Genomic DNA, 20678 nt, shown 5'->3' with positions numbered 1-20678 from the left:
CATCGTCGCCGTCATGCGTAAACTCATCACAGCCCTCAACGCCATGGTCCGAGACAACAAATCGTGGAATCCGGCATCGATATGAAGCACGGTTGCTCATCCGACCGAGCTTCGCTCGGCCACCTTCTCCCACAAGGGGAGAAGGAAAGACCGCACCCGTTGGCAGCGCCAGCGAAGCTCGACTGTTTCACAAGCGCAATGTGCACAGCGTCACAAAGCGCTTGACGTGAAAGCGCGTTGGGTCAATCTTCACTGCTAAGAAAAAAATACTACTGAGCGGAAAACGCCTGGGGCCGTTCAACGTGAGCGTCGATGACGCCTCGCGAGATTGCGGCTGTTGCCGATGGGGAACATCAAAAATGGGGAATCCACGTAAATGAGCACGATAGTCACCACCTTGGTGCCGCCTGCCGAAGGGCAGCTGCACCGGAACATCGATTGGCGCGGCGCCTTCTGGGTGGCAAGCGGCGTTCCGGCCCTTGTCCTGTTTTCGATCGGCGGCATCGCCGGCACCACCGGAACACTGGCCTTCCTGATCTGGGCCGTATCCATGGTCATGGGCTTCCTGCAGTCCTTCACCTATGCGGAGATCGCCGGGCTGTTCCCGAACAAATCCGGCGGCGCCTCGGTCTACGGCGCCACCGCGTGGCTGCGCTATTCGAAATTCATCGCGCCGCTTTCGGTGTGGTGCAACTGGTTCGCCTGGTCGCCGGTGCTGTCGCTCGGCTGCTCGATCGCCGCCGCCTATATCCTCAACGCACTGGCGCCGGTGCCGCTGTTCACCGACACTTCGCCGGAAGTCGCCGCCTATATTGCGGCCCATGCCGGAACCAGCGCCGCCGACGCCATCACCGCGGTCACCGCGGCGGCGACGCCGGCGATCCGTAACTGGACGCTCTACGGTCACACGCTTGGCCCGGTTTCCTTCACCTTCAACGCCACCTTCTTCATCGGCGCGGTGCTGATGCTGATCATCTTCTCGATCCAGCATCGCGGCATCCTGGGCACGGCCAACGTGCAGAAATATATCGGCCTGTTGGTCATCATCCCTATGCTCATCGTCGGCGTGGTGCCGATCGTCACCGGCCAGATCAACTGGGCAAATTTTTCGCCGCTGGTGCCGCTCGCCGCCGCCTATGCGCCGGAGCCCGGCGCGTGGAACATCGCCGGCTGGACGCTGGTGCTCGGCGGCATGTTCATCGCGGCATGGTCGACCTACGGCTTCGAGACCGCGGTCTGCTACACCTCCGAGTTCAAAAACCCGGGCACCGATACCTTCAAGGCGATCTTCTATTCCGGCCTGTTGTGCATGCTGCTGTTCATCCTGGTGCCGTTCACCTTCCAGGGCGTGCTCGGCTTGAACGGCATGCTGGCGACGCCGATCGTCGACGGCTCCGGCGTTGCCGATGCGCTGGCCGGCATGGTCGGCGGCGGACAGCTGATCCACAGCCTGCTGGTGATGCTGATGATCCTGGCGCTGGTGCTCTGCATCATGACGGCGATGGCCGGCTCCTCGCGCACGCTCTATCAAGGTTCGGTCGACGGCTGGCTGCCGCGCTATCTCAGCCATGTCAACGAGCACGGCGCCCCGACGCGGGCGATGTGGACCGACCTGATCTTCAACCTGATCGTGCTGGCCATCGCCTCGGCCGACGCAACGAGCTTCTTCTTCATCCTCGCCGTGTCGAATTGCGGCTACATCATCTTCAACTTCCTTAACCTCAATGCCGGCTGGATCCACCGCATCGACAATGGCCACATCGCGCGGCCATGGAAGGCGCCGAGCTGGGTGCTCGGCCTCGGCGCGATCTTTGCCTACGTCAACGCGGTCTTCATGGGCGCCGGCGCCAAGGTGTGGAATCCGATGGCATTGTGGGCCGGGCTGATCACGGCAGCCTTGATCATCCCGGTGTTCTGCTTCCGGCACTACATCCAGGACAAAGGCAAATTCCCCGACCACATGCTGGCCGATCTCGGCATGAGCTCGTCCGACCTTGCGGTGAAAAAGGCGGGGATGCTGCCCTATCTGACGCTGGTCGCCGGCGTCGTGGTGATGCTGCTCGCCAACTGGCTGTTCGTCATCTGACGGCTTGCCTTGAGGGATCGGGCGCGCAAGGTGCGCTCGATCCCTGCATTTTGTTCTTGCTTTGTGCCGGCAGCTATGCTATTAATTTCGGTATGGTGCTGATTCGCCCCGAGACCCGCCGCCGAGGCGGGTTTTTCTTTTTAGGGGCTATTCGGCAGCGGTGCCAGCGCGGGAGCGACCGCCAAGCGCTGCACCGATATCCTCGAGCACCTGTCCGACGCGCGCCTGGATCGTCTCGGACGCAAGCACGCCGTCGATGAAATCCCTGTCCGAAGCGTAGATCGCGGTCGGCAGCGTAAAGGCCTCGAAGAAGCCGAACAGCGGCCTCAGCTGGTGCTCGATGATCAGCGCATGCCGGTCGCCGCCGCCGGTCGCCAGCAGCACCACCGGCTTGCCCCTGAGCGCCGTTGGGTCGACAAGATCGAAGAAGTGCTTGAACAGGCCGGTATAGCTGCCCTTGTAGGTGGGCGAGCCAACGACGAGCACGTCCGCCGCGACGACGCGCTTGAGGATATCGCCCGCTTGCGCATCCAGTTCACGCGCCCATTTGGCGCCACCGAGGCTGGGGCCGAGGTCGACGACGTCATGCGTGCTGGCGGCCAGGCCATATCTGCCGGCTACCTCGTTCACGATACGATCGACGAAGCCGCGCGTCTTGGACGGCCGGGTGAAATTGCCTGAGAAACCGACAACGGCCGGATTGGTCATGATGCAAAGCCCTCGCGATGATTTCGGGCTGCCAGCCCGCTGCTCATGACCCTATGGACGTTCGGACCGAACGAAAAGAACGGATGCTTGCCACGGTCTAAAATCATTACCGGTTCTAACCAGCTTTGCGGATCGCTGCCGTCTCAGGTTGGAAGAACCGGTTTGGCGGCCGCTTCAGGCCAAGGTTTTCGCGCAGGGTCGATCCTTCGTATTCGCTCCTGAAAATGCCGCGCCGCTGCAATTCGGGCACGATTTTCTCGACGAAATCATCCAATCCGGCGGGAAGATAGGGGAACATGACGTTGAACCCGTCCGAGCCTTCGGTGACCAGCCATTCCTCCATCTCGTCGGCGATGGTTTTCGAAGTGCCGACGAAGGCAAGACCGGAATAGCCGCCCAGCCGCTGCGCAAGCTGCCTGACGGTCAGGTCTTCCTTGCGCGCCAGTTCGATGACGCGCTCGCGGCCGCTCTTGCTGGCGTTGCTTTCCGGGATTTCGGGCAAGACTGAATCCGGATCGAACCGCGACGCGTCGTGGCCGAGCGCGATCGACAGCGAGGCGACGCCGCTCTCGTAATAGACGAGGCTGTCGAGCTTGGCCCGCTTCGTCTGCGCCTCCTCGACGGTCTCGCCGACAATGACGAAGGCGCCGGGCAGTATCTTGATGTCGTCGCGCGACCGGCCAAGTTTTTGCGCACGTTCCTTGACGTCGGCAAAGAAGCGCTGCCCCGAGGCGAGATCGGCATGGGCGGCGAAGATCACCTCGGCCGTTTCCGCGGCGAGCTGCCGTCCGGCCTCCGACGCGCCGGCCTGCACGATGACCGGCCAGCCCTGCACCGGCCGCGCGATATTGAGCGGTCCCCGCACCGAAAGATATTCGCCCTTGTGGTCGAGCACATGCAGCTTCGCCGGGTCGAAATAGAGCCCGCTTTCGGCGTCGCGGATGAAGGCATCGTCGGCAAAACTGTCCCACAGGCCGGTGACGACATCGTAAAACTCCCGCGCCCGGCGATAACGCTCGTCGTGCTCGACATGCTCGTCGAGGCCGAAATTCAGCGCGGCGTCGGGATTGGATGTGGTGACGATATTCCAGCCGGCGCGCCCGCCGCTGATATGGTCGAGAGAGGCGAAACGACGGGCGATGTGGTACGGCGCGTCGAACGTCGTCGAGGCGGTTGCGATCAGCCCGATACGATCGGTGACGGCGGCAAGCGCCGACAACAGCGTGAACGGCTCGAAGGACGTGACCGTGTGGCTGCGCCGCAGCGCCTCGATCGGCATGTTGAGCACGGCCAGGTGGTCGGCCATGAAGAAGGCGTCGAACTTCGCCGCTTCCAGCCTTTGCGCGAAGTGCTTGAGATGCGCGAAATTGAAGTTGGCGTCGGGATAGGCGCCCGGGTAGCGCCAGGCGCCGGTATGAAGGCTGACGGGCCGCATGAAAGCGCCAAGCCGCAATTGTCGATTTTCTGCCATGGAAAAACGCACCGATGACGACGAGCGTAACGCTCCAATTGCTCGAGCATGGGATGGCTTTGCGGCCATGGGAAGGAATTCTGTTTTGCAAAACCGGCGTCAGGGAGCATTTTTTGTGCGGACGGCGGACCGATCAATCGATCTTGATGAACACGCCCTTGGTGTTGAGATACTCGGCGAGGTGCTCGGCGCCGCCCTCGCGGCCGTAGCCGCTCATCTTGTAGCCGCCGAAGGGCACGGCCGGATCGATCGCGTGATAGGTGTTGACCCAGACCGAGCCGGCGCGGATCTTGCGCGACAGCTGGTGGGCGGTGGCGAGATTTTGGGTGAAGACCCCTGCAGCCAGGCCGTAAGGCGTGTTGTTGGCCCGCTCGACCGCCTCGTCCAGAGCATCGAACGGCAAGGCTGAAATCACCGGCCCGAAGATCTCCTCACGGGCGATCTTCATGTCGTCCGAGACGCCGGCAAAAACGGTCGGCGCGACGAAATTGCCAGCGGCAAGCGCGCCTTCCACAAGCCGGGTGCCTCCGGTGACGAGTTTCGCCCCTTCCGCGGTGCCGGCCTCGAGGTAACCGGTGACCCGTTGCAGCTGCTTTTCGGAGACGAGCGGACCGATCTCGGTCGCCGGGTCGATGCCGTCGCCGACCCTGAGACCCTTGGCGTGTGCCGCGAGCCGCTCGACGAACTCGTCATGGACGGCGCGTTCGACGAAAAGGCGAGAACCGGCGATGCAGATCTGGCCGGAATTGGCGAACACCGACATCGCCGCCACCGGCACCGCCTTGTCGAGATCGGCATCGGCGCAGACGATGACCGGCGACTTGCCGCCGAGCTCCAGGGAGACGCGCTTGAGGTTGCCGGCCGAGGCCCGCACGATCGACTGGCCGGTCGCCGTAGAGCCGGTGAAGACGATCTTGTCGATGCCAATATGCTCGGCGAGTGCGGCACCTGCCTCGGTGCCGGTGCCGGTGACGATGTTGACGACGCCTTCCGGAACGCCGGCCTCGTTCATGATGTCGGCGATCAAAAGTGGCGTCAGCGGCGCCTCTTCCGATGGTTTCAGCACGATGGTGCAGCCGGTCGCCAGCGCCGGGCCGATCTTCCAGATCGACGCCGCCGTTGGCGCGTTCCAGGGAATGATGGCGCCGACGACGCCGACCGGTTCCTTGCGGGTGAAAGAGACGATTTCGCCGGGCAGCGAGTTGTCGATCGTCTCGCCGTGCAGCGCCGTCGCCATGCCGGCATAGTAGCGCAGCATGCCGATGACGCGGTTGCGATTGGCGCGGGTGCGTATGATCGGCATGCCCATGTCGGTGGTGTCGGAGCGGCTGATCTCTTCCCAGTGCTTTTCGAAGAGGTCGGCGATCCTCAGCAGCAGCACCTGCCGCTCGTAAGGCTTGAACCGGCTCCACCGGCCCTCGAACGCCTTGCGCGCAGCAGTCACCGCCAAGTCGATGTCCTGGCGGTCGGCGCGCGGCACCGTGGCGATGACCGCGCCGGTGGCGGGATTGCGGCTCTCCATGGTCCGGCCGGAGCGGGCATCGACCCAGCCGCCGCCGATGAGCATCCGGCGATGGCGCCCGTCGATCGGCAGCCGCAGCGGTGCCTTTGTCTGAGCCATGGTCATGACCGTCCTCCTCCGGCGCCTACGCCTGGTGGGCGGATTAAACCGCCGGAGGTCACATTTGCCAACAGCTCTATTCGGCCGCCAGGGCCAGTTGCGGCCTTTCGCTTTCTTCTGCCACCTTGGCCGCCTCTTCCGTTGCCACCACCTTCTTGGGCTCCCTGCCGAAGAACAGCGCATAGGCCGCCGGCAGGACAAGGATGGTCAGCACCGTGGCGACGAGAATGCCGCCCATCATGGCGTAGGCGAGCGGCCCCCAGAAGACGCCGCGCGAGATCGGGATCAGCGCCAGCACCGCCGTCAGCGCCGTCAGCACGATCGGCCGGAACCGGCGCACCGCCGAGCCGATGATGGCCTCGGAACGCTCTACGCCGGCGGCGATGTCCTGATCGATCTGATCGACCAGGATGATCGAGTTGCGCATGATGATGCCGAGCAGGGCGATGACACCGAGGATGGCGACGAAGCCGAACGGCGCGCCGCTGATCAAAAGTGCCGCCGCCGCGCCGATGATGCCGAGCGGACCGGTCGCCAGCACCAGCATGGCCTTGCCGAAATGCTGCAGCTGGATCATCAGCAGCACGACGATGACGGCCAGCATGATCGGCGCTTTCGCCGCAATCGAGGCCTGGCTTTCGGCCGCATCCTCGGCGCCGCCCTGGATCTCGATCTTGTAGCCGGGGGCGAGGCTGGCGCGCAGGCCCTGCATGTCGCTGTACATCTTCATGGCGACATCGTTCGGCTGCACGCCATCCGGAAGCGTGGCGCGTACACTGATGGTCGGCAAGCGGTCGCGCCGCCATTCGACGCCTTGCTCCAGCACCGGGACCACCTTGGCGACCTGCGACAGCGGCACGGAGCCACCGAAATCGGTCGGAATGTAGACGGAGTCGACCGCCGACAGCAGGTGACGGCTTGCCTCCGGCTCACGGGCGACGATCGAAACCGTCTCCTCGCCGTCGCGGAAGTCATCGAGCGGCGCTCCCGACATGGTCGCCTGCAGGATCTGGCGGATGCGCTGCGAGGTGACGCCGAGCGCACGGGCGCGATCCTGGTCGATTACCAGCTTCATCGCCGGCACCGGCTCCAGCCAGTCGTCGTGGATGGCGCCGAGCAGCGGATTTGCCTGGAACTTCGCCTTCACCTCGTCGGCGATGCGGCGCACCTCCTGGCGATCCGGACCCATGACGCGCATCTGCACCGGCCAGCCGGTCGGCGGACCAAGGAACAGGCGGTCGACCTTGGCGCGGATCGATGGGAAATCCTCGGCCAGGATGGTGCGCAGCTTGACGATCAGCCGCTCGCGGGCCGGTTCGTCATTGGCCATCACCAGAAGCTGGGCGAAGTTCGGGTTGCGAAGCTGCTGGTCGAGCGGCAGGAAGAAACGCGGCGCGCCTTCGCCGATATAGGTGGCGATGAAGCGCTTGTCCTTGTCGTCCATCATCCTGGCTTCGAGCGCCTTGGCCTGGGTCTCGACTTCCTTGATGCTGGTGCCTTCCGGCAGCCAGAGGTCGACAAGGATTTCCGGGCGCGACGATTGCGGGAAGAAATTCTGCGGGATGAACTGGAACGCCCACAGGCTGGTGGCAAACGTCATCAGCGTCATCACCAGGACGATGATGCGGTGGCGCACCGCCCATGCAACGGTCGAGCGAAGACGGCGGTAGAAGCGCGTGTCGAAGACATCGTGATGGTTGCCGGCGTGCTTGCGCTGCTTCAGGATCATGTGGCCGAGCCATGGCGTGAAATAGACCGCCGCGAACCAGGACACGATCAGCGCGATGCCGACGACGTAAAAAAGGGTGCGCACATATTCGCCGGCGGTCGAGGCAGCGAACCCGACGGGAATGAAGCCGGCCGTCGTGATCAGCGTGCCGGTCAGCATCGGGAAAGCGGTCGAGGAGTAGGCGAAGCTCGCCGCCTCAACCTTGACCAAGCCTTCCTCTAGTTTTCGCTCCATCATTTCGACGACGATCATCGCGTCGTCGACCAAGAGCCCAAGAGCGATGATCAGCGCGCCGAGCGAAATGCGCTGCAGGTCGATGCCGAGCTCGTACATGATGGCGAAGGTGGCGGCCAGGACCAGCGGAATGACGATCGCGATCACCAGGCCCGAGCGCCAGCCGATCGACAGGAACGATACAAAAAGCACGATCAGCAGCGCTTCGCCGAGCGCTTCCATGAACTCGCTCACCGCCTCCTTCACGACATGCGGCTGGTCGGAAATCTGATCGACCGAAACGCCATAGGGCAGCGCCTCTTCGAAGCGCTTGTAGGTCGCTTCGACGTCCTTGCCGACGTCGGTGACGTTGAAGCCCTTGGCCATGACGACGCCGAGCTGGACGCTGTCGTGTCCGTTGAAACGGTACTTGCGCTGGTACGGATCCTCGAGGCCCGAGGTCACGGTGGCGATGTCGCCGAGGCGCGTCACCTGGTTCCCGGCGCGCAGGCGAAGCTCGCGGATGTCGGCCGCCCTGGTGACATCGCCCTCGACCGAAATGCGCACCGAACGCTGGCCGGTGTCGACCGAACCTGCCGGGTCGACATTGTTCTGGCCTCGGATCGCATTCTGCAGGTCGGTCAACGTCAGGCCACGTTCGGCAAGCGCCTTGGATGAAACGTCGATGTAGAGTTTTTCCGGCTGGTCGCCGATGATCACGGCCTTCTCGACACCGGGCGTCGTCAGCAGCATGTCACGCGCCTGGATGGCGAATTTCTTCAGCTCGGGATAGCTGTAGCCGTCGCCGCTGATCGAATGCAGGGTGATGAACGTGTCGCCGAATTCGTCATTGAAGTAAGGCCCGAGCAGCCCCTGCGGCAGCTCATTGGCGATATCGCCGACCTTCTTGCGCACCTGATAGAAAGCATCGGCGACCTGCGCCGGATTGGTGTCGCCCTTGACCTGCAAGGTGATGATGGCGCTGCCGGCGCGGGTGTAGGAGCGGACGAAATCGAGGTGCGGCGTTTCCTGCAGCTTGCGCTCGATCTTGTTGACGACCTGGTCCTCCATCTCCTTGATCGAGGAGCCTGGCCAGATCGCCTGGACGACCATGACGCGGAAGGTGAAATCGGGGTCTTCCTTTTGGCCCATGCGCATCAGGCCGAGCGCACCGGCGACGATGATCAGCCCGAACAGGAAGCGGGCAATGCTCGGATGGCCGATTGCCCAGCGCGAAAGATTGAAAGACCGCTTTTCATTGGTGTCGATGGTCATCGGCGTCAGTCCGTTTCAATTTGATCAACAGAGCACGCGCTTTCGCATGCCAAAGGAACTTCCGATGTGGGCTTCCGGGCGGCGTGGCTTTCCGAGTTGAGAGATCTACATCGCGGTGGGACGCGAGGATCGACGTGGGGGTTACATCGACCTGAGATCTCGAAAATCGGGGGCGCCTGCCGCCCGGAAACCGTGAATTGCCTGGCCGTCAGCGCAAGCGCCTTGCAGCGTCATCGGCCGACGCCGACTGTTGCGCTGCATCACCGGTCAGCTTGACTTTCAGATTCTCGGTCATGAACTGCGTGCCGGCGGCGACGACGACGTCACCCGGCTTCAGCCCATCGGCGACACTGACGCCGTCGGGGGTGAAGGCGGCGACCTTGACCGGATGCGCATGGACGGTCCCGCCGTTGCGGTCGACTGTCCAGACGATCGATTGGCTGTCCTTTTGCGCCAACGCGGCCAGCGGGATCGACACCAGTTGCTGCCGGTTGTCCGCCGCGGCTTCGATGGAGGCGGTCATGCCTAGCAGCACGCGAGGATCGTTGGGCAGGCTGACGCGAACGGCAAAGGTGCGCGACTGCGGATCGGCGCTGCCGGCGACTTCGCGGACCTTGCCGTCGAGCGTCAGCGCCTCATCGGACCAGAAGCCAGCCTTGACGGTCTTGCCCGGCTTGAATTCGGCGATATCGGTTTCCGGAACAGCGATCAGGACTTCCTTTTCGCCGTCGATGGCAACGGTCACCACCGGCGTGCCGGAGCCGACCACCTGGCCGACATCGGCGGCAACGGCGGTGACAATGCCGTTCTTGTCCGCCTTGAGATCGGTATAGCGGACCTGGTTCTGTGCCTGGGCAAGCTGCGAGCGGGCGGAGTCTCGCGTGGCGACCGCCTGATTATAGGCGAGCGTCGCCTGCTCGAGCTGCGACTTCGGCGCGAAATTCTTGGCGTAGAGCTGTTCGGCGCGCTTGCGCGTAAGCTCGACTGTCTCGACCTGACGGTCGGCAGCATCGAGGCTGGCCTGAGCGCTTCTCACCGAAAGCTCGTAGTCGGTGGGATCGATGCGGGCGAGAACGTCGCCCGGCTTGACGCGGTCACCGATGTCGACAAGGCGCTCGGTGATCTTGCCGTTGATGCGAAAGCCGAGATTCATCTCGGTGCGGGCACGCACCGATCCGGAATAGGAAAGCTGACGGGTATCGCTCGCCTTAGCGATCTCGACCACCTTGACCGGGCGGATGATCTCGGTGACCTCGGCTTTCTCCTGCGAGCAGCCGGCGAGGCCGAGAGCGGCAACGACAATCAGTGCCAGGCCGGCGGCCGGTCGGCTGTAGGTGATGGACTTGGACAAAGACACTTTTCGTACTCCCGAACTGTGGGGATGAATTGCCGGTATCGCCGCCCGACGGGCGGCAACGGTCATTTCTTCAAGGCTCTGATAGCAAACTCGATAAGCTCGTCCGGCGTCGCCCGGTTCTTCTTGGCGAGGCACTGGGCCATCATCTGCGGATGACAGAGGCTGATAATGGCAGCGCCGAAACACCGGGACGCGATCACCGGATCCTGATCGATGAACTCGCCGGTAGCGATTCCCTCGCGGATCACTTCCGCGACCAGTTCATGGATGCTGTCGATGTGCTTTTCGATGACGTGCCAGTCGCGCTCGATGGCGACGATGACCATCTCATGCACCTTCTCCTGGTCGATCATGGTTTCCAGCGTCCACTGATAGTGCGTATGCACGTAGCGGCGGAGCTTTTCGCTGGCGGTGCCGGAACCATGGCAGGCTTCGTAGCTCAACCGGTAGCAGGTCTCGAGCATACGGCCGCAAACCGCCTGATGGATTTCCACCTTGGAGGCGAAGAAGCGGTAGATGTTGGCGGTCGACATGCCGAGTTCGCGCGCTATGTCGGCGACGTTGGTCTTGCCGTAGCCGTAGTGGCGAAACAATCGCTCCGCGCAATCCAGGATGCGCGTGACATTTTCCTGGCGGGCGGAATCGGCGGTGGTGTCTAGGGTTTCAAGCATCTTGTTGGCCAAATTTACGACTGACGAATTTAGAATTTCGTCACTCGTAAATTGAAAACCATCACCTGTCAAGGCACGATTTTGGCTGCTGATGACAGATGGTGACATCCCTGGACGGAGTTGGCCCATGAAACGCATGTGGTTTCCGCCGGGCGCGCCTGCAACGCCGCCCCGTGTTTGTTTGCGAAGGATCTTGAAAAGATGCTTTCCGAAATCGGTTCCGTTTTCGGATCAGGCCCTAAGGCTGCTTTGCCATCTCCCGCAGCCGGAACTTCTGGATCTTGCCCGTCGAAGTCTTCGGGATTTCCGCGAAGATCACCGCTTTCGGCACCTTGAAGCGGGCGAGCAGCGCGCGGCAGTGCTCGATTACCTCCGCCTCTGTCGCCGCCTTGCCCGGCTTCAGCTCGACATAGGCGACCGGCACCTCGCCCCATTTGTCGTCGGATCTGGCGACGACGCCGCAAGAAGCGACGGCGGGATGCTTGTAGAGCGCCTCCTCGACCTCGATCGAGGAGATGTTTTCGCCGCCGGAGATGATGATGTCCTTGGAACGGTCCTTGAGCTGGATGTAGCCGTCCGGGTGCATGACGCCGAGGTCGCCCGAATGGAACCAGCCGCCGGCAAAGGCCTCGTCGCTCGCCTTGCGGTTCCTGAGATAGCCCTTCATGACGATGTTGCCGCGGAACATCACCTCGCCGATCGTCTCGCCGTCGGCCGGCGTCTCTTGCATCGTCTGCGGGTCCATCACCGTCAGGCCTTCGAGCGCGGCATAGCGTACGCCTTGCCTGGCCTTCTTCGCCGCCCTCGCCCCTTTCTCCAGCCGGTCCCACTCGCCATGCCATTCGTTGACGACGGCCGGGCCATAGGTTTCGGTCAGGCCGTAGAGATGGGTGACGGCAAAGCCCGCATCGGCCATGCCCGACAGCACCGCCTCGGGTGGCGGCGCCGCGGCGGTGTTGAAGGTGACGGTCTGCGGGAACTGCCGCTTGTCCTCGTCCCTGGCGTTGATCAGCACCGACATGACGATGGGTGCACCGCACAGATGGGTGACGCCGTGATCGGCAATGGCGTCGTAGATCGGCTTCGGCCGCACCCAGCGCAGGCAGACATGGGTGCCAGCCTGCACGGCAAGCGTCCAGGGAAAGCACCAGCCGTTGCAGTGGAACATCGGCAACGTCCACAGATAGACCGGGTGCTTGCCCATCCCGGCATGGATGGTGTTGGCATAGGCCATCAGTGCCGCGCCGCGATGGTGACAGACGACGCCCTTCGGATTGCCTGTCGTGCCGGAGGTGTAGTTGAGCGAAATGGCATCCCATTCGTCGTCCGGCATCGACCAGGCGAAATCCTCGTCGCCGTCGGCGACAAACGCCTCATAGTCCAGCGTGCCGATCCGCTCCCCCTTGGCATAGGGCGCATCGGCGGCATAGTCGGGATCGTCGTAATCGATCAGCAGCGGCCTGACCTTGGCCAGCGTCAGCGCTTGCCGAACCACGCCGGCGAATTCGCGGTCAACGATCAGCACCTTGGTTTCGGCATGGTCGAGCTGGAAGGCAATGACCGCGGCGTCGAGGCGGGTGTTGAGCGAATGCAGCACCGCCTTGGTCATCGGCACGCCGAAATGCGCTTCCAGCATCGGCGGTGTGTTGGACAGCATGACGGTGACAGTGTCGCCCTTGCCGATACCGCGCTTCGCCAGCGCCGAGGCAAGCCTCAGCGAGCGCTTCCAGAAATCGCGATAGGTCGTGCGCTGGCGGCCATGGATGATGGCGATCTGGTCGGGAAAGGTCTTTGCCGCCCGCTCGAAATAGGTCAGCGGCGTCAGCGGCTGGTGGTTGGCCGGATTCCTGTCGAGATCCTGTTCGTACGGATTGCCCATCCCGTCCTCCGAATGTCTGGTCGAGCCTTCTTACCACCAGATCCTGAGCGCGTACTGGATTCGTGCACCGCCATCAGACACTTCGCCCATTACTTGGGACGCCCTTCCCTACCCCTCACCCTCCGGCCATAAAGCATCGATGTCCCGATGCCCTTCCACGATGTTCGCCACTTCGAAAATGTCGCCATTATAGCGGAAGAAAATCACGTATCCCCTGAAAGCGAAGCTTCGGACGTCCGGCCGGAGTTCGGGACGAGCACGACCGATCGCCGCCGGCAAGCTCGCCAGATCACGGCATTTCTGGCGCAGAGCATCCACAAAACGCCCGCCAATCAACAGGCTGCCGCTTTCACGAATGATGTATTCAAGGATATTGACCAAATCTGCTTGTACCGACGGCAACATGCGCAGCCGTGGCACTCCTAAAAGCCTTCCCCTGCGAGTTGCTTGGCCTTGGCTTCCAAGGCGGCGTCAATATCCTGCTCGGTGGCTTCGCCGCCTTCAGCAAACGACTTGTCCACCATGGCACGGAGCGCCTTCAGCTTTTCCTCGCGCTCTTCGACAAGGCGCAGGCCCTCGCGCACGACTTCGCTGGCAGAACCGTAGCGGCCGCGCTTGACGATGTTGGAAACAAAGGTTTCCCAACGCTCTCCCAATGACACGTTCATTGTCGGACCTCCTGATTGGTTTATCGTACCGAGATAACAATAAATGCGCAATTACTGACATCCAGAATGCTAGGTTTCGGATTAGGTGCGCAGCCTAAGGTTTGACTTTTGTCGAGAGCCGTGAATAATGTCAGCAAGGAGATGGCATGGCGATCCGACCGGCAGAACAGCTTATCCACAAGGCCGCCTGGCTTTACTATGCACACGGCCTGCGCCAGGACCAGGTGGCCAGCCAGCTCAAGATTTCCCGTGCCTCGGTGGCGATGTATCTGCGCAAGGCGCGCGAGACCGGCATCGTCAACATCTCGACCTCGACCCAGCTTTTCACCGACGACGTGCTGGCGCGCAAGCTGGAAGACGCGCTGAAGCTCGACGCGGTCTGGATCGCGCCGGAAAACGGCTATGTCGCCGACCCCTCGACCGACATCGCGGTGCTGGCGGCAAGCGTCTTTCTCGAGCTGATCAGGAAAGGCGACCGCATCGGCGTCGCCTGGGGACGGACGGTCTACACCATCGCCGACATCATGTCCTATGCCGATCTGCAGGACGTCACCGTGGTGCAGCTTTGCGGCAATCTGGGCGCCCCCTATTCGTACCGGCCGGACCAATGCACGATGGAAATCGCGCGTCGGCTCAACGCCAAGGGGCTGAATTTCTATGCGCCGCTGGTGCTGACGACGGAAGACCTGGCACGCGGCCTGCGCGCCGAGCCGGTGATCCGCGAGCAATTGTCGGGCATCGGCGAATGCGACCTGGCGCTGTATTCGGTCGGCTCGGTGGACACCGACAGCCATCTGGTCAAATGCGGCGCGCTGACCGAGAGCGAAATGGCTGCATTGCGCAAGGCGGGTGCGGCCGGCGTCATTGCCGGGCAGATCATCGACGCCGAAGGCAAGGCGCTCGACTGCAGCTACAACCGCCGGCTGATTTCGGCGGAGCTGTCATCGCTGCGCAGCATCGAAAAGCGCCTTGTAGTGGTGCAGGAAGACAGCAAGTTCGAACCGCTCGTCGCGGCGATCTCCGGCGGGCTCTGCACCCATCTCGTCGTCGGCGCGCACATGGCGCGACGGCTGCTCGACCATGCCGGAGCGGCAGCAGAAAAGGTCGCCTGATACCTAGTTTCAGCCGCCGACGCATTGTCATCAAGGCGTCGCGGCATTCCTGTTCACAACAAAGAGAAATCGGACGAAGCTGACATGAAGAACCTTTGGAATGACGGCGAGGCGGAGAAGCTGGTCGCCGACTATGCTAAAAAGGGTGTGGCCCGCGACCTGGCGCTGCGCGTCTACACGACCAGGCTGCTGGGCGGCGAGCCGCGGCTCGTCCTGCATGGCGGCGGCAACACATCGTGCAAGACCAAGGCCACCGACCTTGTCGGCGACGAATGGGACGTGCTCTGCGTCAAGGGCAGCGGCTGGGACATGGGCGTCATCGAGCCGCAGGGCCTGCCGGCGGTCAAGCTCGGCGCGCTGTTGAAGGCGCGGTCGCTCAAGAAGCTCTCCGACGAGGACATGGTCGCGCTGCAGCGGGCGAACCTCATCGATCCGTCCTCGCCCAACCCTTCGGTCGAGACGCTGCTGCACGCCTTCCTGCCGCACAAATTCGTCGACCACACGCATTCGACGGCAATCCTGGCCATCGTCGACCAGGAGGACAGCGAAGCGCTGAGCCGCAAGGTGTTCGGCGAAAAGATGGGCTTCGTGCCTTACATCATGCCGGGCTTCGATCTGGCCAAGGCGGCCGCCGATGTATTCGACGCCGATCCGACAGTCGAAGGCCTGATCCTAGACAAGCACGGCATCTTCACCTTCGGCGACGATGCCAGGCAGGCCTATGACCGGATGATCCATTATGTGAACGTCGCCGAGGATTTCATCGCCGGGAACGGCAAGCCGCGCACCGAAAAAGTGGCACTGCCGGCCAGGCTGGCGAAGCCAGCGGAGATTGCGCCGATGCTGCGCGGCGCGGTGGCGGTAGCACGCGGCGAAGGCCGCTTCGACCGGATGATCAGCGATTTCCGCACCTCGGATGCGATCGTCGACTTCATCAATTCGGCAAAAATTGCCGACTATGCCGGGCGCGGCGTGTCGACACCCGACCTGTCGATCCGCATCAAGACCGGACCGATGGCACTGCCGGCGCCCGACGCTGACAAGGTCGGCGACTACAAATCCGTCATCCGCCAGCATGTCGAGAAATTCGCCAAGGACTATCGCGCCTATTTCGAAACCAATGATGCGCTCGACGGCGTGAAGCGCACCATGCTCGACCCGATGCCGCGGCTGACGCTGGTGCCCGGCCTCGGCATGTTCGGCCACGGCCGCACGCTCAAGGATGCGAAGATCGCCTCCGACGTCGGCGAAATGTGGATCGAGGCGGTACGCGGCGCCGAAGCCGTCGGCGATTTCCGCCCGCTCTCCAAAAGCGACCTGTTCCCGCTCGAATACTGGTCGCTGGAACAGGCCAAGCTCGCCGCCAACAAGCCGAAGCCGCTGACCGGCCAGGTGGTGCTGGTCACCGGCGGCGCCGGCGCGATCGGTGCTGCCACGGCAAAGCTGTTCGCCGACAACGGTGCCCATGCGGTCGTCGTCGATCTCGATGCGTCAAGGGCTGCCGAGGCGGCAAAAAAAGCCGGCAACGGTTCGATCGGCATTGGCGCCGACATCACCGATCCGGCGCAGATGCGCGCCGCCTTCGACAAAGCGGTCGAGGTCTACGGCGGCCTCGACATTCTCGTGTCCAATGCCGGTGCTGCCTGGGAGGGCCGGATCGGCGAGCTCGACGACGCCACCTTGCGCAAAAGCTTCGAACTCAATTTCTTCGCCCACCAGTCGGCGGCGCAGAATGCCGTGCGCATCATGCTCGAACAGGGCACCGGTGGCGTGCTGTTGTTCAATACCTCCAAGCAGGCGGTCAATCCGGGGCCGAAGTTCGGCGCCTATGGCATTCCCAAGGCGGCAACGCTGTTTTTGTCCAGGCAATATGCGCTCGACTACGGCGCCCATGGCATCCGCTCCAATGCCGTCAACGCCGACCGCATCCGTTCGGGGCTGTTGACCGATGCCATGATCACCAGCCGCTCGGGCGCGCGCGGCGTGTCGGCGAAGGAGTACATGTCCGGCAACCTGCTCGGGCAGGAAGTGACGGCCGAAGACGTCGCCCAAGCCTTCCTGCATCAGGCGCTGGCCGAGCGGACCACCGCCGATGTGACGACGGTGGACGGCGGCAACATCGCGGCGGCGCTGCGGTAGGCGTGATCGGGGATCACACTTGCGAAATTGGTATTTTGTAGCTACATTGTGGCTCAGACCTCAAGGAGTCACAACATGGCAACGGATACCGTGGTCCGCGCTCGGATCGATACGGCGACAAAGGATCAGGCAACGGAGGCCTTGGCGGCAATGGGATTGTCCGTTTCCGACGCCATTCGCCTGCTGCTGGTCCGCGTCGCCGCCGACAAGGAATTTCCCTTCCCGGTGAAAGTGCCGAACGCAACGACTCGAAAGGCCATGACCGAATTGGAACGTGGCAAGGGCAAGCCTTTCGCCTCGGCCGATGAGTTGTTCAAGGATTTGGGAATGTGACGTGCTGACGCCCGTTCGCTCTGGGCAATTCCGTCGCGACGTGAAACGTGCGGAGAAGCGGGGCAAAGATCTTGGCAAGTTGCGCGAACTGCTAGCCTCCTGCTCGCCGGAGATGAGCTACCGGCGAGCTATAAGGACCACTCGCTGAAAGGCGATTGGAAAGGCTTTCGTGACGCTCACATAGAACCGGACTGGCTCTTGATCTACCGAGTTGCCGGTGACGAGCTACAGCTTGCGCGCACCGGCTCACATTCCGATCTGTTCAACGAGTAGCCGAGACAGGTGCGCATTTGAGAATTTTGCTAAAGTAGTTCTCGGATGCCTCCCCAAGCCTTTCGGCCCAGCTTTCGATCGGTCTCGTCATTGCCTCCGTGTGCATGCAAAGTCGAGCGTGGTGTGTTCTCGCCTGGCAAGAGAATGCGGTGACCGGCATCCCGCGACGAAATGAGATGCGTGACCTTGCCTGCTTCGCCGCGCCGCCTAACAATATCTCGGGCGAACGATAGGGAAGGCCATAGTGCATCGTCGCCACCCGCGACGAGCAGGATCTCGGCCGATGCGGTCTCAACAGGGATCGTCGCCGCCTTTGATTTCTGCTTGAAGGTTTTCAAACAATTTTCGAAAAGCCCCCTGTAAGATACTAAGCCATCCACGTACTCTGGTGTCCAATCTGGATCTGTCGGCACAAACGGCAGCGCGATGCCGTCGAGCGACCATGAGGATCGTTCAGGCCAGCTGACACCATCGCGGCCCGCACCGATATTTCCCCAAATTACGGATGACGGGCTAATCGCGACCACTACATCAATTCGCTGGTCATGGACCGCGGCAAGCAATGACGCCTCGGCCCCCTTAGACGTGCCCACATAGACGATACGACGGCACCCTGTTTCAATGAGATAATCGGTTGCCGCAAAGAACGTTTCCAGGGGAATCTCACATATTCCGGGAACCTGGCCTTCACCGCCAAACCACTGCAGCGCCAAGGCCGACGTACCCGCATCTGCAAAGAGCCGCGCGCGCCCGACATCAACACGGCCACTCGATCCGCCCAACACCACAACGCCCGTGGTGGCCTGCGAGCATCGAAAAAATGTTCCGGCGACGGCGCCGGTAAGACTTTCCTCTACCGCCCGCACCTCCATGTACCCGTCAATCCTGGGTTTCGATTGTCCAATCGGCCCGCAAAACCGGTGGCTGCGACAATTGCAATTCGGCGGTCCGGCACGCCAGACATCTTCGACAAAAAGGCCGCCTGCAACAAGCTGCTGCAGACGGCTATTGTTTTGCTCGTGCCGAAAATTACTTCGCGTTCGGGTTCGGCATCCAGGTCGGCATCGCGACATCGGCATGGGCGAATTGCGGCAGCTTGGCCGAGAGGTCCTCCATGTTCTTGATGTCCTTGTCGAGCAGATCCTTCTGGGTGATCAGCGTCGGCGGCACGATGACGTTGTGGCCGGGATCCTCGCCGGCCAAGAGCTGCGCCAGCGCACGCACCGAGACCTGGCCGACGACGGCCGGGTTGGTGGCGGCGGTTGCCGCCCAGGCGCTGTCCGGCTCGCGCATCGCGGCGATGTCCGAGGTCGAGATGTCGGCCGAATAGATCTTGATGTCCTTGTTCAGCCCGGCCTCGTCGACTGCGATCTTCACGCCCTTGGCGAATTCGTCATAGGGCGCGAACATCACCTTGATATCGGGATGGGCCGACAGCACCGAGCGGGCCTGGTTGGCGACCGAATTGGCGATCGGGTTGTCAAGCGTGCCGAACATGGCAACTTCGTCGATGCCCGAATATTTCTTCTTGAATTCGACCCAGGTCTCGTTGCGGCGGTCGAGCGGGGCGATGCCGGCGACATAGACATAGCCGGCCTTCCAGCTCTCGCCATTGTCCTTGACCGCTTGCTCGAGCGCCAGGCGCGCGAGATCGCGGTCAGACTGTTCGATCTGCGGGATCTTGGGGTTTTCGACATTGACGTCGAAGGCGACGACCTTGATGCCGGCGTCGACCGCACGCTGGGCGGCGTCCTTCATCGATTCCGTCAGTCCGTGCTGGATGATGATGCCTTGGACGCCGAGCGCGATGGCCTGGTCGACCATGTCCGCCTGAAGCGCCGCGTCCTGGCGGCTGTCGAGCACGCGCAGGTCGACGCCGAGTGCCTTGGCCTGCGCCTCGACGCCGGACAAATACGCCTGGAAGAAGTCGCCGGTCGAGAGATAGCGGACCAGCGCTATCTTGACGGCGCCCGGCTTGTCGAACGGCGCCGGCCTGTCCTGCGCCATCGCCGGCAACTGCATCAGCAATGTTGCGCCGGCAAGCCCGAGCGCTGCCTTCCCCAAAAGTCTTCTTGTGATGTTCACGTCGCTTCCTCCACTTGTTGAACCCAAAATGTGACCCGGTCGAACCCTATCTCCTGCCCCTGCCGGACAGGGCGAAGGTAAAGACAAGGGCGACCACGAGAACCACGCCCTTGACGAAATCCTGCGTGTAGTAAGGCGCGTTCATCATCGTCAGACCCTGCAGCAGCACGCCGACAAACACCGCGCCGACGGCCGTGCCGAAGGCGTTCGGCTTGGCGGCGCCGAGGACCGCGTAACCGATGAGTGCCGCAGCCACCGCGTCGAGCAACAGATTATTACCCGAGGCGATGTCGCCGCGTCCAAGCCGGGCAGCGAGCAAAATGCCGCCGATCGAGGCAAAAACTCCCGAAATCACATAGGCCCAGATTTTGTATGCCTTGACAGGCGCGCCGGCGAGTTCTGCGGCGCGTTCGTTGCTGCCGACCGCATACATCATGCGCCCGAAACGGGTGTATTCGAGAAAGAACCAGATCAGCACCGCCAGCACGAGCAGAACGACGACCGACACCGGAATGAGGTTCGGGATGAAGAAATCGAAGCGATGGCGGCCAAGCGCCAGGAACGCGGCGCCGAAGCTGCCGTTGGCGACCGAGCCGTCGGGCATGGTCATGCCGGTGGCGATCGAGCGGCCTTCGGTCGGGATGCGCTGCAGGCCGACAAGCAGGAACATCATGCCGAGCGTCGCCAAAAGGTCCGGCACCCGCATATAGACGATCAGCCAGCCATTGATCAGGCCGACGACGGCGCCGATCACAAGACAGACGACGACGGCCATGACGGCGTTCTGCTCCAGCACCACCATGACATAGGCAGCCGCCATCATGGCGCTGGTGGCGACCGAGCCGATCGACAGGTCGAAGCCGCCGACGACCAGCGTGGCGGTGACGCCGAGCGCCAGAACGCCGGTGATGGCGACCGACTGGAAGATGAAGACAGCACTTTGCGGCGAGACGAAACCATCGGCGGCGACGGCGAAATAGGCGATCAGCCCGAACAACAGAACGATGAAGCCGTAGCGAATAGCATTGTCGCGCAGGATCATTCAGCGCTCCCGCACG

17 protein-coding genes are annotated in these 20678 nt (G+C 62.6%); 5 read left to right on the top strand and 12 right to left on the bottom strand.

Annotated features, from left to right (window positions below; translation table 11 throughout):
• Window positions 1–376 precede the first annotated feature (376 nt).
• Complete coding sequence (locus NKI18_RS11325; RefSeq protein WP_352472299.1) at window positions 377–2086, top strand: trimethylamine N-oxide permease; 1710 nt, start codon at window positions 377–379, stop codon at window positions 2084–2086.
• 147 nt (window positions 2087–2233) lie between these two features.
• Here the strand turns inward: NKI18_RS11325 and msuE are convergent, their stop codons facing one another.
• From msuE to NKI18_RS11280, 9 genes are all read right to left on the bottom strand, one after another.
• A complete protein-coding gene (msuE, locus tag NKI18_RS11320) occupies window positions 2234–2794 on the bottom strand; it encodes an FMN reductase (protein ID WP_352455213.1) in 561 nt (186 codons plus the stop codon).
• A 115-nt stretch (window positions 2795–2909) separates the two neighbouring features.
• Window positions 2910–4265, bottom strand: a complete 1356-nt coding sequence (locus NKI18_RS11315) for an LLM class flavin-dependent oxidoreductase (protein ID WP_353019720.1) — start codon at window positions 4263–4265, stop codon at window positions 2910–2912.
• Between the two features lie 133 nt (window positions 4266–4398).
• On the bottom strand, window positions 4399–5892 hold the full coding sequence (locus NKI18_RS11310; RefSeq protein WP_353019718.1) for an aldehyde dehydrogenase family protein: 1494 nt from the start codon (window positions 5890–5892) through the stop codon (window positions 4399–4401).
• A 70-nt stretch (window positions 5893–5962) separates the two neighbouring features.
• Window positions 5963–9103 carry an efflux RND transporter permease subunit gene (locus tag NKI18_RS11305; protein WP_353019717.1) on the bottom strand — a complete coding sequence of 1047 codons (3141 nt, stop codon included), beginning with the start codon at window positions 9101–9103 and terminating at the stop codon, window positions 5963–5965.
• A 208-nt stretch (window positions 9104–9311) separates the two neighbouring features.
• On the bottom strand, window positions 9312–10460 hold the full coding sequence (locus tag NKI18_RS11300; protein WP_353019716.1) for an efflux RND transporter periplasmic adaptor subunit: 1149 nt from the start codon (window positions 10458–10460) through the stop codon (window positions 9312–9314).
• A 62-nt stretch (window positions 10461–10522) separates the two neighbouring features.
• Window positions 10523–11131, bottom strand: a complete 609-nt coding sequence (locus NKI18_RS11295; RefSeq protein ID WP_352615306.1) for a TetR/AcrR family transcriptional regulator — start codon at window positions 11129–11131, stop codon at window positions 10523–10525.
• 238 nt (window positions 11132–11369) lie between these two features.
• Window positions 11370–13010, bottom strand: a complete 1641-nt coding sequence (locus NKI18_RS11290) for an acyl-CoA synthetase (RefSeq protein ID WP_352615102.1) — start codon at window positions 13008–13010, stop codon at window positions 11370–11372.
• Window positions 13011–13118: 108 nt separating this feature from the next.
• Window positions 13119–13430, bottom strand: a complete 312-nt coding sequence (locus NKI18_RS11285; protein WP_353019715.1) for a type II toxin-antitoxin system RelE/ParE family toxin — start codon at window positions 13428–13430, stop codon at window positions 13119–13121.
• A gap of 2 nt (window positions 13431–13432) precedes the next feature.
• Window positions 13433–13678 carry a type II toxin-antitoxin system ParD family antitoxin gene (locus NKI18_RS11280; RefSeq protein ID WP_352615098.1) on the bottom strand — a complete coding sequence of 82 codons (246 nt, stop codon included), beginning with the start codon at window positions 13676–13678 and terminating at the stop codon, window positions 13433–13435.
• Between the two features lie 146 nt (window positions 13679–13824).
• Here NKI18_RS11280 and NKI18_RS11275 point away from each other — a divergent pair, with 146 nt between their 5' ends.
• From NKI18_RS11275 to NKI18_RS11260, 4 genes are all read left to right on the top strand, one after another.
• Window positions 13825–14790, top strand: a complete 966-nt coding sequence (locus NKI18_RS11275; RefSeq protein ID WP_352615096.1) for a sugar-binding transcriptional regulator — start codon at window positions 13825–13827, stop codon at window positions 14788–14790.
• 84 nt (window positions 14791–14874) lie between these two features.
• Window positions 14875–16929, top strand: a complete 2055-nt coding sequence (locus NKI18_RS11270; RefSeq protein WP_352615094.1) for a bifunctional aldolase/short-chain dehydrogenase — start codon at window positions 14875–14877, stop codon at window positions 16927–16929.
• Between the two features lie 75 nt (window positions 16930–17004).
• Window positions 17005–17262: a type II toxin-antitoxin system RelB/DinJ family antitoxin gene (locus tag NKI18_RS11265; RefSeq protein ID WP_352472285.1), complete on the top strand. Its 258-nt coding sequence runs from the start codon at window positions 17005–17007 to the stop codon at window positions 17260–17262.
• Between the two features lie 27 nt (window positions 17263–17289).
• Entirely contained in the window at window positions 17290–17535 is a 246-nt protein-coding gene (locus tag NKI18_RS11260; RefSeq protein WP_502900684.1) for a type II toxin-antitoxin system YafQ family toxin, read from the top strand.
• Window positions 17536–17564: 29 nt separating this feature from the next.
• Here the strand turns inward: NKI18_RS11260 and NKI18_RS11255 are convergent, their stop codons facing one another.
• The 3 genes from NKI18_RS11255 to NKI18_RS11245 all read right to left on the bottom strand — a co-directional run bounded on the left by NKI18_RS11255 (window position 17565) and on the right by NKI18_RS11245 (window position 20662).
• Window positions 17565–18407 carry an acyl-CoA thioester hydrolase/BAAT C-terminal domain-containing protein gene (locus NKI18_RS11255; protein ID WP_352615092.1) on the bottom strand — a complete coding sequence of 281 codons (843 nt, stop codon included), beginning with the start codon at window positions 18405–18407 and terminating at the stop codon, window positions 17565–17567.
• A gap of 157 nt (window positions 18408–18564) precedes the next feature.
• The gene (locus NKI18_RS11250) at window positions 18565–19620 is read right to left on the bottom strand and encodes a substrate-binding domain-containing protein (protein WP_352615090.1); all 1056 of its coding nucleotides are present in this window, start codon (window positions 19618–19620) and stop codon (window positions 18565–18567) included.
• A gap of 46 nt (window positions 19621–19666) precedes the next feature.
• Window positions 19667–20662 carry an ABC transporter permease gene (locus tag NKI18_RS11245; RefSeq protein WP_352615088.1) on the bottom strand — a complete coding sequence of 332 codons (996 nt, stop codon included), beginning with the start codon at window positions 20660–20662 and terminating at the stop codon, window positions 19667–19669.
• Between the last annotated feature and the right edge of the window lie 16 nt (window positions 20663–20678).

Source organism: Mesorhizobium sp. M0800 (assembly GCF_040320095.1).
In the GTDB taxonomy this organism is placed as follows: Bacteria; Pseudomonadota; Alphaproteobacteria; order Rhizobiales; family Rhizobiaceae; genus Mesorhizobium.
This window is presented reverse-complemented; position numbering and strand designations above follow the sequence as displayed.

Coding starts and splice junctions, on each gene's coding strand:
- msuE (WP_352455213.1), bottom strand. CDS start 2,794: ATGACCAATCCGGCCGTTGTCGGTTTCTCAGGCAATTTCACCCGGCCG.
- NKI18_RS11265 (WP_352472285.1), top strand. CDS start 17,005: ATGGCAACGGATACCGTGGTCCGCGCTCGGATCGATACGGCGACAAAG.
- NKI18_RS11245 (WP_352615088.1), bottom strand. CDS start 20,662: ATGATCCTGCGCGACAATGCTATTCGCTACGGCTTCATCGTTCTGTTG.
- NKI18_RS11270 (WP_352615094.1), top strand. CDS start 14,875: ATGAAGAACCTTTGGAATGACGGCGAGGCGGAGAAGCTGGTCGCCGAC.
- NKI18_RS11305 (WP_353019717.1), bottom strand. CDS start 9,103: ATGACCATCGACACCAATGAAAAGCGGTCTTTCAATCTTTCGCGCTGG.
- NKI18_RS11315 (WP_353019720.1), bottom strand. CDS start 4,265: ATGGCAGAAAATCGACAATTGCGGCTTGGCGCTTTCATGCGGCCCGTC.
- NKI18_RS11310 (WP_353019718.1), bottom strand. CDS start 5,892: ATGACCATGGCTCAGACAAAGGCACCGCTGCGGCTGCCGATCGACGGG.
- NKI18_RS11290 (WP_352615102.1), bottom strand. CDS start 13,010: ATGGGCAATCCGTACGAACAGGATCTCGACAGGAATCCGGCCAACCAC.
- NKI18_RS11295 (WP_352615306.1), bottom strand. CDS start 11,131: ATGCTTGAAACCCTAGACACCACCGCCGATTCCGCCCGCCAGGAAAAT.
- NKI18_RS11275 (WP_352615096.1), top strand. CDS start 13,825: ATGGCGATCCGACCGGCAGAACAGCTTATCCACAAGGCCGCCTGGCTT.
- NKI18_RS11255 (WP_352615092.1), bottom strand. CDS start 18,407: ATGGAGGTGCGGGCGGTAGAGGAAAGTCTTACCGGCGCCGTCGCCGGA.
- NKI18_RS11325 (WP_352472299.1), top strand. CDS start 377: ATGAGCACGATAGTCACCACCTTGGTGCCGCCTGCCGAAGGGCAGCTG.
- NKI18_RS11280 (WP_352615098.1), bottom strand. CDS start 13,678: ATGAACGTGTCATTGGGAGAGCGTTGGGAAACCTTTGTTTCCAACATC.